Origin of the sequence: Methylobacterium platani (genome assembly GCF_001653715.1) — a bacterium.
Lineage (GTDB): Bacteria > Pseudomonadota > Alphaproteobacteria > Rhizobiales > Beijerinckiaceae > Methylobacterium > Methylobacterium platani.
The window spans coordinates 1-13,343 of record NZ_LWHQ01000059.1; the positions used below are offsets into that span (position 1 = coordinate 1).

The window sequence follows — 13,343 nt, forward strand, 5'->3', positions numbered from 1 at the left end:
TGTCCCGGACGACTGGAGCGTCAGCGGAAGGAGATCCGGGATCCAGCATGACACGTCGCGAAGCGTCCGCCTGTCTGCAACGCTGCAGACTATCGAGCCGCTTCGCGGCACTTTTTCCGCTGGATCCCGGATCTCCTTCCACGTCGTTTCAGTCGTCCGGGAAAGGGGGGAGACTCACGAGGATCGTCCGCCCCTATGGTCGGGCCGAGGTCGCGGTGTCGTGTACCGTGTGGCCTGCCAACGCAAGTCTGCTCAGGGAACCGGCGGCACCGCCTTTGCGACCAGCCCGCGCCGGGCCTCGATCGCCTGCCAGGCCATCAGCGCCGGCACGCCGAGCACCACGTCGGGCACCCGCTTGACCAGCGAGAGGGCGAGCGCCGTGCCCGGATCGATGCCGAACAGGCTGCCGAGGAGCACGAAGCCGCCCTCCTGAACCCCGAGCCCGCTCGGGACCGGAAAGGCGGCGGACTTGATCGCCTGGCTGAGCGATTCGAGCACCACCGCCTCGGCGAGTGTCACGCCCTGGACGCCGATGCATTGCAGCGCGATCCAGATCTCGAGGGCGCCGAGGAACCACGCCGCGAGGTGGAGCGCGAAGCCTTGGGTCAGGGGCAACCAGCGCCGCCGGTCCCAGACCGCGTCGAGGGCCGCCTGCACCCCGCCGCCGCCCGGGGCCGCACCGCCCTCGGCGGCGAAGCGGCGGGCGAGCGCGGTGACCCGGCGCTCGACGAAGGCCGCGCCGCCGTAGCGCTGCACCGCGAAGAAGGCAGCGAGCACGAGGCCGGTGAGAACCAGGCCCTTGGCGCACCAGGCGGTGAGGGTCGCGGCCTCCTCGCCCTCGATCCGCGACAGCAGCACCACGCCGGTCAGGGCGAACAGCGCCTGGGTGAAGACCTGGAAGAACATGTCGACCAGGATGCCGGCCGCGCTCGCGGCGCCGGTGACGCCCCAGAAGGTGAGGAGGCGCGCCCCCAGCACCTCGCCGCCGACCGAGGCGACGGGAAGGAGCACGTTGACGCCCTCGCGCACGAAGCGCAGCACCACGAAGGGACCGGAGGCCACCGCCACGAGCCCGGACAGCACCCGGGCCCAGGCGAGGCCGCACAGGCCGATGATCGCGACCCGCACCAGCACCACCGCGAGGATGCCGAGCACGCCGACGCGGCCGAAGGCGTCCGCCACCGCGCCGACGTCGTTGGCGGCGACGAGCCAGAGCGCCAGCACGATCCCGAAGGCGGCGCCGAGGAGCGGCACCCGCCGCAGCAGGCGGCGGCCGAGGCCGGGGCCTGGCGCGGTCACGGCCGGTCGGTCCGCGCCGGCAGCAGGGCGTCGATCATCGCCGCCGGCTCAAGGGCGGGGTCGAGCACCAGAAGGCGGCCGGCCCCGAGGGAGCCCGCGGTGGCGAGCGTCAGGCTGCGCTTCGGGCACAGGCCGAGGCAGCCGGTCTGGACCACCCGCACCTTGCGGCCGCGCGGGTCCGCCTTGAGGGCGCGCTTCAGCCCGCCCCGGACCGCCTTGGCGCCGAGGCCCTGCCGCTTGGCGCACTTCGCGCACACCATCACGATCTCGGCGAAGGGGGCGGTCGCCGCCTTGGCGGGCCCGCGTTTCGTCGTCGTCGCCTTGCTCACCGCGTTCCCGTCTCCCGTCGCGCGACCCGTGTCCGGGCCGGGGTTATCCTCCGGCCGGGACGGGTGCAACGCGGCATGACGCGGCGTCGCGTCCCCCCGCGGTATCAGCTCTTGCCGACGAGCGGGCAGCCGCCCTGGTTCATCGGCTTGAACGCCTGGTCGCCGGGGATCGTCGCGAGCTTGTTGTAGACGTCCCACGGGCCCTTCGACTCGGACGGCTTCTTGACCTCGAACAGGTACATGTCGTGGATCGTGCGGCCGTCGGCGCGGATCATGCCCTTGCCGAACAGCGGGTCGTCGGTCGGGTTGTCCTTCATCCACGCCATCACGACCTTGGGGTCCTTCGACTTCGTCGCCGAGACCGCCTTGAGGTAGTGCATCATGCCGCCGTAGACGCCGGCCTGGTTCATGCTCGGCATGTTGCCGTTCGCCCGCTTGGCGAAGCGCTGCGAGAAGGCCCGGGTGCCGTCGTTGAGGTCCCAGTAGAACGCCTCGGTCAGCACCAGCCCCTTGGCGGTCTCGAGGCCGAGCGCCTTGGCGTCCTGGGCGTAGAACAGCAAGGCCGCGAGCTTCTGCCCGCCCTCGGTGAGGCCGAATTCGTGCGCCTGCTTGACGGCGTTGATGGTGTCGCCGCCGGCATTGGCGAGGCCGACCACCTTGGCGCCGGATCCTTGAGCCTGGAGCAGGAAGGACGAGAAGTCGCTGGCCGGGAACGGCACCTTGGCCGAGCCCAGGACCTTGCCGCCGTTGCGCGTCACGACCGCCGCGGTCTCGTTCTGCAGCGATTGCCCGAAGGCGTAGTCGGCGGTGAGGAAGAACCAGGTGTTGCCGCCGCGCTTGACCATCTCGCCGCCGGTGCCGTTGGCGAGCGCGTAGGTGTCGTAGGTCCAGTGAACCGTGTTGGGCGAGCATTGCGAGCCGGTCAGGTCGGTGGTGCCGGCGCCCGAATTGATGAAGATCTTGTTCTTCTCGCGCGTGACCTGGCTGACCGCGAGCGCCACCGAGGAGGTCGGCACGTCGAAGATCGCGTCGACGCCGTCGCGGTCGTACCATTGCCGTGCGATGCCGGCGCCGACATCCGGCTTGTTCTGATGATCGGCGGAGACGATCTCGACGTGAACATTCTTGTCGATCGCCGCGAAGTCTTCCGCCGCGAGTTGCGCCGCGACGACCGATCCCTTGCCGCCGATATCGGAATAGACACCCGACATATCGTTGAGGATGCCGACCTTGACGTTCGTCTGGGCCGACACGGGTGCCAACGACAGCAGGAGACAACCCGCCGACAACAGAAGTCGCTTCACGCCCATCAAGACATCCTCCCGGTTTACGCTTGTTATCGGCGCAGTAGGAGCCACCCGGGAGGCGTCGTCAAGCGCGACGAAGGAATGCGCCGATCTCCTGCACGGTTCAGGCGGCCGGCACGCCGAGGCGGATGCAGCGGGCGGCGTGGCTCGGGCCAGCCGCCAGGCTGGCCGGCAGGCCCTCGCGACAGGCCGGCACCGCGAAGGCGCAGCGAGGCTCGAACGGGCAGCCGGGGGGCGGGTCGGCGAGGTCCGGCGGCGAGCCCGGGATGGTGGGCAGCCTCACGCCCTTCGGCGAATCCGGGGTGATGCGGGAGGCCAAGAGCCCCTGCGTGTAGGGGTGGGCCGGCGCCCCGATCACGTCGCCGCTCGCCCCGACCTCGACGAGGTGCCCGCCATACATCACCGCCACCCGGTCGGCGACCTGCACCGCCACGCCGACATCGTGGGTGACGAAGATCACCGCGAGGCCGAGGTCGCGCTGCAATTCGCGCAGGAGCAGCAGGATCTGGATCTGCACCGTGGCGTCGAGCGCGGTCGTCGGCTCGTCGGCGAGCAGCACCTTGGGCCGGCACGCCAGCGCCAGCGCGATCATGGCGCGTTGCCGCATCCCGCCGGACAGCTCGTGCGGGTAGGCGTCGAGGCGCCGGGCCGGCGAGGGGATGTGGACGCGCTCGAACAGCTCCAGCGCCCGGGCGCGGCCTGCGGCGCGGGACACGCCCTCGTGGCGCATCACGGCCTCGGCGATCTGGTCGCCGATGCGGTAGACCGGATCGAGGGCGAGGCCCGGATCCTGGAAGATCATCGCGACCGTGCCGCCGCGATAGGCCGACAGCGCCTTGCGCTTGAGGGCGAGCACGTCGTGGCCGTCGACCCGGAGGTGCCCGGCGATGCGGGTGCGGGATTCCGGCAGGAGGCGCATCAGGGCGCGCAGGGTCACGGACTTGCCCGAGCCCGATTCGCCGAGCAGCGCCAGGGCCTCGCCGGCGCGGATCGACAGATCGACGCCGCCGACCGCCCGGACGGCTTTTCGGCCGCCGAGGAAATCGACCGTGAGGCCGCGGACCTCGATCAGGGCGTCGTCGGCGGCGGCTTCGGGGTTGCGCAGGGGTGCGTTCATGAGGGCCTCACGCCGCCATCGGGACCGGAGGAGCGTCCGGGTGGCCGGAGCCCGGCGACGCCATGTGGCAGGCCGCGAAATGGGCCGCCGCCACCGGGTCGAGGCCGGGCTCGCGGGTGCGGCAGACCTCCGCGGCGAAGCGGCAGCGGGTGTGGAAGCGGCAGCCCGGGGGCGGGTTGATCGGGTTCGGCGGGTCGCCGGTCAGCGGCGCCTCCTCCAGCCGCGCCTCCGGGTCGGTCGAGGGCTGGGAGGCTAGCAGGGCCGCCGTGTAGGGATGGCGCGGCGCCCCGAGGATCGCGTCGGCCGGGCCGATCTCGGCGATCCGGCCGAGATACATCACCATCACCCGGTCGGACATGAAGCGCACGACGTTGAGGTCGTGCGAGATGAAGATGTAGGTCAGGCCGAATTCCTGCTTGAGGTCGGTGAGCAGGTTCAGGACCTGCGCCTCCACCGACTTGTCGAGGGCGGAGACCGCCTCGTCGAGGATCAGCAGCCGCGGTTCCAGCGCCAGGGCGCGCGCGATGTTGACCCGCTGGCGCTGGCCGCCCGAGACCTCGTGGGGATAGCGCCCGCCGAAGCGCCGCGGCTCGAGGCCGACCCGGCGCAGCAGGTCGTGGGCGCGCGAGAGCGCCGCCGCCGCGGACAGGCCGTGCGCCTTCGGCCCGAAAGCCACCGATTCCTCGACCGTGAGCCGCGGGTTGAGCGAGGCGTAGGAATCCTGGAACACCATCTGCACCTGGCGCCGATAGGCCTTCAGGTCGAGGGCGCGCGAACCCAGCAGCTCGCCGTCGAAGACGATGTCGCCCCGGTCCTGCCTGGCGATCTGCATCAGCAGGCGCGCCGTCGTCGACTTGCCGCAGCCGGACTCGCCGACGACGCCGAGCGTCTCGCCCTTCATCACCGAGAAATCGACGCCGTCGACGGCGCGAACCGCAGGTCCCTTGCCGAGGAAACCGCCCTTGCCGGGGAAATGCTTCACCAGGCCGTCGACGGTGAGGAGCGGCTGGGCCGGGCCGCCGCGGTCGCGCGGGTCGAGATCGGTCACTGGCGCACCTCCATGGCCGAGCGCAGGCCGTCCGACAGAAGGTTGAACGAGATCGAGGTGATGAAGATCATCACGCCGGGCAAAGCCGCGACCACCGGGTTGACGTAGATCGCGGTGCGCAGGGTGTTGAGCATCAGGCCCCATTCCGGCTCCGGCGGCTTCACGCCGAGGCCGAGGAAGGACAGGCCGGAAGCCAGGATCATCGAGACCGAGATCAGGCTGGTGGCGTAGACGAAGACCGGCCCGAGCACGTTGCCGAGCACCTGCACCCGCACCACCGTGAACGGGTTCGCGCCCGAGACCCGGGCGGCCTCGACGTAGTCGCGGTTGCGGATCTGCACCGTGACGCTCTCGGCGACGCGGGTGATCTGCGGCACGAACACGACGGTCAGCGACACGATCGAGTTCAGGATGCCGGCTCCGAGCGCGCCCGAGAGCGCGATGGCGAGCAGCACCGAGGGAAAGGCGAAGAACACGTCGACCACGCGCATGATCAGCGTGTTGACCCAGCCGCCGGCATAGCCCGCCAGGATTCCGAGGCCCGACCCGACGAAGAACGCGATGACGACCGGCAGCACGCCCATGAACAGCGACAGGCGGCCGGCATAGAGGAGGCGGGTGAGCATGTCGCGGCCGAGCTCGTCCGAGCCGAGCCAGTAGGTCGCGTCGCCCACGTGGCGCAGGCGCCGGACCATCGAGCCCTTGAACGGGTCCATCGGGGCGATCAGCGGCGCGAAGATCGCCGCCAGCACGATCGCCAGGATGACGCAGGCCGCGGCCATCGCCACCGGATCGCGCACGAGGCGGCGCAGCACGCTGCCCCAGTAGCCGCGCGAGGCGACGGCCGGGATCTCGGGGGCGGCCACCGCCGCGACGGGGTCGCCGGTGGCGAGGGAGGTCTGGATCGACATCGGATCAGGCCCTCTCGATGCGGGGGTCGAGGGCGGTCTGCACCACGTCGACCAGGAGGTTGAGGGTGACGAAGAACATCGCCAGGACCAGGATCGTGCCCTGGAGCAGCGGCAGGTCGCGCTGGAAGATCGCGGCGTTGAGGAGGAAGCCGGTGCCCGGCCAGGCGAACACGGTCTCGATCAGGATCGAGCCGCCGAGCAGGTAGCCGAGCTGCAGGCCCATGATGGCGATGGCGGTCGGCGCCGCGTTCTTCACCACGTGGCGGAAGACGCCGAATTCCGACAGGCCCTTGGCGCGCAGCGCCTGGACGAAGTCCTGGTGCAGGATGTCGCCGACGAGCGCCCGGACGGTGCGGGAGATCACCCCCATGGGGATCACCGACATGGTGATGGCGGGCAACAGGATGTAGCGCAGGTGCTCGATGTCCGGGACCCAGTTGCCCGAGCCCTGCGGCCCCGCGCCGGTCGGCGGCAGCCAGCCGAGGGTGGCCGAGAACACGATCACCAGCACGATGCCGAGCCAGTAATGCGGCACGCTGACCCCGAACACCGCGATCGACGAGGCCACCCGGTCGAGCCAGGAGTCGCGGGCGTAGCCGGCGACGAAGCCGAAGAACGTGCCGAAGGTGAAGCCGATCAGCGTCGCCATGGAGGCGAGGATGAGGCTGTTGCCGACGGCGCGGCCGACTTCCGCCAGGACCGGGCGGCCAGTGGCGATCGAGGTGCCGAGGTCGCCGTGCAGCACCTTCCAGAGCCACAGGCCGTACTGCACCGGCAACGGCTTGTCGAAGCCGTAGGCCGACCGCATCTGCGCCTGCATCTCGGCGGTGGCGTCCACGGGAAGGATCGCGCTCAGGGGATCGCCGGGGGCGAGGTGGACGAGGAGGAAGCACACCAGGCTGACGCCGAGGGCGACCGGGGCGGCGTAGCCGATGCGCTTGAGGATGAAGAGGATCATGAGCGAGAGGATCCCGGGGCTGCGCCGGTTGTCGGTGTCGTGGTCCCCCCCGGCACGGGCCGGGCGGGAGATCGGTCAGACGCTCACTCGGTCCGGTGATCGTTTGGCCATGGTGATCACTTGGCCATGGTGATCGGCGAGAAGTCCTGAAACCAGCTCTGGGCCTGGACGAAGCCCTGCACCTTCTTGCTCATCGCCCGCGGGTTGACGTCGTGGGTGACCATCAGGAACAGGGCGTCGTCGACGAACTTCTCGTGGATCTTCTGGAGCACCGCGACCTGGTCCTTCGGCTCGAAGGTGGTGCGGACCTCGTCGAACAGCTTGTCCATCGCCGGGTCGCAGTAATAGCCCCAGTTGGTGCCGTTCGGCGGCGCCAGGTTGCACTGGGCGTGGCGGATGAAGGCGGTGAACGGATCCTGGATCAGGTAGGAATAGTTCATCGCGGTACCGCCCCGCGCGCTGTCGGACTTGGAGCCGGCACGCCAGATGTTGATGAGCGTGTTCCACTCCACGACCTCGTAATCGACCTTGATGCCGACCTCGGCGAGGTTCTGCTGCAGGAACTCGTTCATCGGCAGCGGCTGCATCTGGCCGGAGCCCGAGGCCGAGATCAGCACCTTGGTGGTCAGCGGCTTGTTCGGGCCGTAGCCCGCTTCCTTGAGGAGCTTCTTGGCCGCCTCCGGATCGTACGAGAGCTTGAAGCTCGGCTTGCCGAACCAGGGATGGCCGGGGGTGAGGAAGCCCTCGGCCGGGGTGGCGAGGCCGCCCAGGAACTCCTTCAGGCCCTCGCGGTCGATGGCGAGGTTCGCGGCCTTGCGCACCCGCACGTCGTTCCACGGCGAGCCCTCGGCGCGCGACAGGTGCCAGGTCCAGTTGTGCGGGTAGAGGTTGGTGACGAGGGCGAAGCCCGCGGCCTTGAGCGAGGGCACCGCGTCCGGCGCCGGCGCCTCGATCCAGTCGACCTGGCCGGAGCGGAGCGCGGCGACCCGGGCATTGGCCTCGGGCAGCGGCACCAGGACCATGCGATCGAGCTTCGGCACCCGGCCCTTGTCCCAGTAGGTCGTGTTCGGCACCAGCTCCAGGCGCTCGCGCGGCACGAAGCCGGTCACCTTCCACGGCCCGGTGCCGGAGGGGGCCTTGGCGACCGCGTCCCAGCTCTTGCCCTGCTTCTCCCAGTTGGCGGGAGACGACATCAGGATCCAGGCGATCTGGTAGGGGAAGGTGGCGTCGGGGGTCTTGGTGACGACCTCGACCGTCATCGGGTCGACCGCCTTGTACGAGGCGACCGCCGGGATGCGGGTGCGGCCCTGCGCCGACTGGCGCGGGTCGAATTGCGGGCTGTCCGACTTCAGGAGCTTGTCGAGGTTCCACACCACGGCGTTCGCATCGAAGGCCGAGCCGTCGTGGAAGGTGACCCCGGGCCGGAGCTTGAAGGTCCAGCGGGTCTTGTCGGCCGGGTCGATCGTCCAGGAGGTGGCGAGGCCCGGCGTCAGCTCGGAGGCCTTGTCGGCCCGGCTGAGGTCCCAGTTGATGAGCGCGTCGTAGACCGTGTAGCCGGTGAAGCGCATGCCCTCGCCGCCATTGTCGGCCTGGCCGGTGGTCAGCGGGATGTCGGAGGCGGTCATGCCGATGCGCAGCACGCCCTGCGCGCTCGCTGTCCCTGTCAGCGCGAGGGCGAGGGCGAGCCCCGACAGGGTCCGCCCGAGCGGGCGCAGGGGCAGGCGGGTGAGCAGCGGCATCGTGGGACATCCCCGTGGTGATCGACGGGGAGGGGGCTGCAAGAGCCCTGCCAACTTGCCCGGGGGCGGGACGCCGGATGCCACGCGGCAAAGGTGCCTAAATTTTAGGCTGCCTCATTCGAAGGCGAACGATCCACGGCAGTGGTGATGTCATGACAGGCAGGCCTCGGCCTGCGTGGCGGCGAGGTGGACAGGGTGGTGGTCCAGGACCCGGCCTCGCCTCTGGTCCATGATCGGCGCCTCTCTCGGGGCGCTGGTGATCACCGGATTGTTCACGCTGATGCCCGGGCGGATCATGGGGCACGTCGTGTTCGGATGACCCCTTACGGCAAGGCCCGCTCCAGCACCGTCTCGGTCACCGCCCCGATGCCGTTCGCCCCGTAGGTCGCCCGCTCCCGGGCGAGCCGCGTCGCCGCATAGGCCTCGGCGAGGGCCGGGGGTGCGCAGGTCGCCAGCGCCGCCGCGGCGGCCAGGGTCGCGAGGCGGCCGGTGGCGAAGCGGGCGCGGGCCTCGGCGTCGGGGGCCTGGAGCGCAGCGACGATGTCGGCCGCGGCCTCGCGCACGCCCGGCAGCCCCTCCGCCTCGTCGGCGAGCTCGGCGACGAGGGCGACGACCGCCTCGGGGGCGCGGCTGGCCGCGCGCAGCACGTCGAGGGCCATGACAGTGCCGGAGCCCTCCCAGATCGCGTTGACCGGCGCCTCGCGGTAGAGCCGGGGCAGGGGGCTCTCCTCGACGTAGCCGTTGCCGCCGAGAGCCTCCATCGCCTCGTAGACGAAGCCGGGCGCGGCCTTGCAGACCGCGTACTTCACCGCCGGGGTGAGGAGCCGGGTGCGCAGGGTCTCGCCCCGGTCGAAGGCGGCGGCGAGGCGGAGGGTGAGCGCCGTCTGCGCCTCGCCGTCGAGGGCGAGGTCGGCCAGCACCCGGCGCATCGCCGGCTGGTCGACGAGGGGCTTGCCGAACACCCGGCGGTGGCGGGCATGGTGGAGGGCGAGCACCAGGGCCATGCGGGCGAGGCCCGCCGAGGCGACAGCGCAGTCGAGGCGGGTGAGCTGCACCATCGCCAGGATGGTCGCGACGCCGCGGCCCTCCTCGCCGACCCGCCAGCCGAGGGCCTGCCGGAACTCGACCTCCGACGAGGCGTTCGCGCGGTTGCCGAGCTTGTCCTTGAGCCGCTGCAGGTGCAGGGCGTTGACGCTGCCGTCCGGCCGGTGGCGCGGCACCAGCAGGCAGGTCAGGCCGCCGGGGGCCTGCGCCAGCACCAGGAAGCCGTCGGACATCGGCGCCGAGAAGAACCACTTGTGGCCGGTGAGGGCGTAGCCGTCGCCTCCGGTCGGCGCGGCCTGCGTTGTGTTGGCGCGGACATCGGTGCCGCCCTGCTTCTCGGTCATCCCCATGCCGAGGGTGACGCCGGCCTTCTCGTACCAGGGCCGGAAGGACGGGTCGTAGCGCCGGCTCGCGATCCGCGGCAGCCAGGCGGCGAGGTGGTCGGGCGCGTGGCCGAGCGCCGCCACCGCCGCGCTCGTCATGGTCATCGGGCAGAGATGCCCGCTCTCGACCCCGGCCGCCATGAACACCCTGGCCGCCCGGGCGAGGTGGCCGTGCGCCCGCGGCCGGCCCGGGTCGGCCCCGTCCCAGATCGCGGCGTGCAGCCCGTCGGCGACGCTCGCCGCCATCAGGGCATGGTAGGCCGGATGGAACGCGACCCGGTCGGTCCGGTGCCCGCGGGCGTCGTGGGTGTGCAAGACCGGCGGATGCGCGTTGGCGAGGCGGCCGAGGTCGAGGCGCTCGGCCGAGCCCCAGGCGGCGCCGAACGCCGCGAGCCCGTCCGCCTCCGCCGCTTCCCCGAGGGCCGCGAGCGCTCCGCGCAGGGGTGCATCGATCGCGAACAGGTTCGCGTCGCCGAAGGGCGGGCTCTGGTTGAGGACCTCGTAGGGCTCGGCCGTCATCGGGCGATGGTGCCCCGGGGCCGCGGAGGGCGCAACGGTCCCTCGCCTTTCGGCGGTGATGAGGCGGCCGGTGCCGGGCTGCTACCATGGCGTGCGGCCGGCGCGACCGGCCGGTCCGGCGGGGAGGAATCCGCGATGGCGGGGCGCATCGTCGTGGTGGGAGGTGGGTTCGCCGGCCTGTGGGCGGCCGCGGCGGCGGCGCGGGCCCGCGACCTTCTCGGGCGCGACGACGCCGTCACCCTGGTGGCGCCCGGCCGGTCGCACGTCGTGCGGGTGCGCTGCTACGAGACCGACCTCGCGCCGATCCGCGTTCCCTACGACGACGTGCTCGGCCCGATCGGGGTCGCGCAGGTCGACGCGACGGTCGCGGCGATCGATCCGGTCGGGCGCCGGGTGGTGCTGCAGCCCGATCCGGTGGGCGAGACGCCCGTCTCCCTCGGCTACGATCGCCTGATCCTGGCCGCCGGGAGCGCGCTGCGGCGCCCGGACGTGCCCGGGGCCGATGCGGCCTTCGACGTCGACACCCTGGCGGGGGCGCAGCGCCTCGCCGCCCATCTCGAGCGGCTCGTCCGCGCGGCGGCCGGCAGCCGCCAGGCCGGGCGCTGGGACGCGGTCGTGATCGGCGGCGGCCTCGTCGGGCTCGAGATCGCCTGCGAGCTGCCGGCGCGCCTCGCGCGGGCCCGCGACCAGGCGGGCGACGCCGGGCCGGTCGGCACGACCCTGGTCGATCCCGCCGCGCAGGCCGGGGCGGCGATGGGGGCGGCGGGCCCGGCGATCCGCGAGGCCCTGGCGGCCGCCGGGGTGCGGTATCGCGGCGGCGCCGGGGTCGCGGCGATCGACGCGGCCGGGGTCACCCTGTCCGACGGCGCGCGGCTGCCCGCCCTGACGGTCGTCCTCGCCACCGGCCTGCGGGCGAGCCCGCTCGCCGGGACGCTCGGGGTTCCCCTCGACCCGCTCGGCCGGCTGCCGGTCGATGCGTTCCTGCGGGTGGAGGGCGTACCGGGACTCTTCGCGGCCGGCGACATCGCGGTGGCGCGGGCCGATGCCGCCGGCCACCGCACCGTGATGTCGTGCCAGCACGCCCGGCCGATGGGCCGGATCGCCGGCCACAACGCCGTCTGCGACCTCGCCGGGCACCCGCAGGAGCGGCTGTCCTTCGAGGCACCGGACTACGTCACGATCCTCGATCTCGGCCCCTGGGGCGCCGCCTACACGGCGGGGTGGGCGCGCGAGCACCTGGTCTCGGTCGGCGCGGCGGCCAAGGCCGTCAAGCGCACGATCAACGGCAGCCGGATCTACCCGCCCCCCGGCCGCGACCGTGCGGCGATCCTCGCCGCCGCGGCCCCGGTGATCCAGGCCCGCCCGGCCCCGGGCTGATGCCGGCTCACCGGGGACCGGCGTCGAGCCGGTCGCGGTCCATCGCCAGGGGCGGGTGGGCCGCCGGTGCCTTCAGCAGCCGGTCCCGGCTCAGGCCCTTGTGGACGTGGACCATCAGGGCGATGCCGAAGAGCGGCGTGACGAGGTTGACGACCGGCACCAGCATCAGCCCGGCCAGCAGCGCGCCGGCGAGCATCACGGTCGCGCTGTGGTAGCGGCGCATGGCGCCGGCCTCGGGCAACGGCCGGAACCGGGCGGCGGCGAGCTCGAAATACTCCCGGCCGAGCAGGTAGGTGTTGGCGAGGAAGAACGCCGCGACGTTGATGCCCGGCACCAGCAGCAGCGCCAGGGCCGCCAGGTTGACGGCCAGCGCGAGGCCGGCGAAGCGCAGGGTGTAGAGCATCGCCTGGCCGAACGGCATCGCCCGGCCCGGCACCTCGTCGGGGAAGTCGGTGCGCTCGACGATCAGGGCGGCGTCGTCGAGGAAGTAGCCCGCCACCAGGATCGAGACCGCCGGCAGGACGTAGGCGAGGCCGACGAACAGCCCGGCCCCGGCCAGGAACGACGCCACCGCGTTGACCATCGCGTAGTCGGTGGAGATCGGGTGGGCGGCGATCAGCGCCGCGATGCCCTTGGTGAGGCCGAACCACACCAGGACGAGAAGGCCGACCGTGAGGCCGAGCGACTTCCACAGGATCGCGCGCAGCGGACGGGAGAAGACCTGCCGCAGGGCCGCGAAGGCGGCGTTGATGAGCATCGGGACCTCGGGCGTGGATGCATGACCGTCAGGTGATGGCGAAGGCCGCCGCATTCCAGAGGCGAACCCGGCCCCGCTTCGCGGGTTGAGGCTGCACCGAGTGCCGCGTGCGTCTTGATGAGGAGGTTCGACCGATGGACATCGCCGTTGACAAGGTCTGTGAGTTCATCCTGCGGGCCAGGGCCCTCGACGTGAAGGAGGGGTTGAGCGATCCCGATTCCGGCTCGAACCCGATCGACGACGGCGCCCGCGACGTGCTGGTCGACGGCACCGACGACGCGACCGAGGAGGAGCTGCGCGAGATGATCGCCGGCCTCAACGACGACGAGCGCGCCGAGCTGGTGGCGATCCTGTTCGTCGGCCGCGGCGACATGGAGCCGGAGGAGTTTCCCGACGCGGTCCGCCTCGCCCGCGAGCGCGAGGCCGCCGGTACCCGCACCGCCGACTACCTGCTCGGCATCCCGAATGTCGGCGACCTCCTCGACGAGGGGCTGGCGGCGTTGGGGCTGAGCTGCAACGTCTGACGCTGTCCGACGACCCGGCGGCGGCATGGCC

12 protein-coding genes are annotated in these 13,343 nt (G+C 71.9%); 2 read left to right on the plus strand and 10 right to left on the minus strand.

Going from position 1 to position 13,343, the window contains the following annotated elements:
- Positions 1–252: 252 nt before the first annotated feature.
- From A5481_RS26050 to A5481_RS26090, 9 genes are all read right to left on the minus strand, one after another.
- Complete coding sequence (locus A5481_RS26050; protein WP_048436032.1) at positions 253–1,299, minus strand: lysylphosphatidylglycerol synthase domain-containing protein; 1,047 nt, start codon at positions 1,297–1,299, stop codon at positions 253–255.
- Positions 1,296–1,628, minus strand: coding sequence for a (2Fe-2S) ferredoxin domain-containing protein (locus tag A5481_RS26055; protein ID WP_048436031.1), 333 nt, complete (start codon positions 1,626–1,628; stop codon positions 1,296–1,298). The genes A5481_RS26050 and A5481_RS26055 overlap by 4 nt, the downstream gene beginning before the upstream one ends.
- Before the next feature lie 104 nt (positions 1,629–1,732).
- The gene (locus A5481_RS26060) at positions 1,733–2,938 is read right to left on the minus strand and encodes an ABC transporter substrate-binding protein (RefSeq protein WP_048436030.1); all 1,206 of its coding nucleotides are present in this window, start codon (positions 2,936–2,938) and stop codon (positions 1,733–1,735) included.
- A 100-nt stretch (positions 2,939–3,038) separates the two neighbouring features.
- Positions 3,039–4,052: an ABC transporter ATP-binding protein gene (locus A5481_RS26065; RefSeq protein WP_048436029.1), complete on the minus strand. Its 1,014-nt coding sequence runs from the start codon at positions 4,050–4,052 to the stop codon at positions 3,039–3,041.
- Positions 4,053–4,059: 7 nt separating this feature from the next.
- On the minus strand, positions 4,060–5,100 hold the full coding sequence (locus A5481_RS26070) for an ABC transporter ATP-binding protein (protein ID WP_048436028.1): 1,041 nt from the start codon (positions 5,098–5,100) through the stop codon (positions 4,060–4,062).
- Positions 5,097–6,011, minus strand: a complete 915-nt coding sequence (locus tag A5481_RS26075) for an ABC transporter permease (RefSeq protein ID WP_048436027.1) — start codon at positions 6,009–6,011, stop codon at positions 5,097–5,099. Before A5481_RS26075 ends, A5481_RS26070 begins: the two co-directional genes overlap by 4 nt.
- A gap of 4 nt (positions 6,012–6,015) precedes the next feature.
- Entirely contained in the window at positions 6,016–6,969 is a 954-nt protein-coding gene (locus tag A5481_RS26080; protein ID WP_048436026.1) for an ABC transporter permease, read from the minus strand.
- A 116-nt stretch (positions 6,970–7,085) separates the two neighbouring features.
- Entirely contained in the window at positions 7,086–8,708 is a 1,623-nt protein-coding gene (locus A5481_RS26085) for an ABC transporter substrate-binding protein (protein WP_048436025.1), read from the minus strand.
- A gap of 323 nt (positions 8,709–9,031) precedes the next feature.
- Positions 9,032–10,654, minus strand: a complete 1,623-nt coding sequence (locus A5481_RS26090; protein ID WP_048436024.1) for an isovaleryl-CoA dehydrogenase — start codon at positions 10,652–10,654, stop codon at positions 9,032–9,034.
- Positions 10,655–10,789: 135 nt separating this feature from the next.
- Here A5481_RS26090 and A5481_RS26095 point away from each other — a divergent pair, with 135 nt between their 5' ends.
- Positions 10,790–12,031: an NAD(P)/FAD-dependent oxidoreductase gene (locus A5481_RS26095; RefSeq protein ID WP_048436023.1), complete on the plus strand. Its 1,242-nt coding sequence runs from the start codon at positions 10,790–10,792 to the stop codon at positions 12,029–12,031.
- A gap of 7 nt (positions 12,032–12,038) precedes the next feature.
- Here A5481_RS26095 and A5481_RS26100 read toward each other — a convergent pair whose 3' ends face one another.
- On the minus strand, positions 12,039–12,788 hold the full coding sequence (locus tag A5481_RS26100) for a sulfate transporter family protein (RefSeq protein WP_048436022.1): 750 nt from the start codon (positions 12,786–12,788) through the stop codon (positions 12,039–12,041).
- 134 nt (positions 12,789–12,922) lie between these two features.
- Here A5481_RS26100 and A5481_RS26105 point away from each other — a divergent pair, with 134 nt between their 5' ends.
- Positions 12,923–13,312 carry a DUF3775 domain-containing protein gene (locus A5481_RS26105; RefSeq protein ID WP_048436021.1) on the plus strand — a complete coding sequence of 130 codons (390 nt, stop codon included), beginning with the start codon at positions 12,923–12,925 and terminating at the stop codon, positions 13,310–13,312.
- The last annotated feature ends 31 nt before the right edge of the window (positions 13,313–13,343 follow it).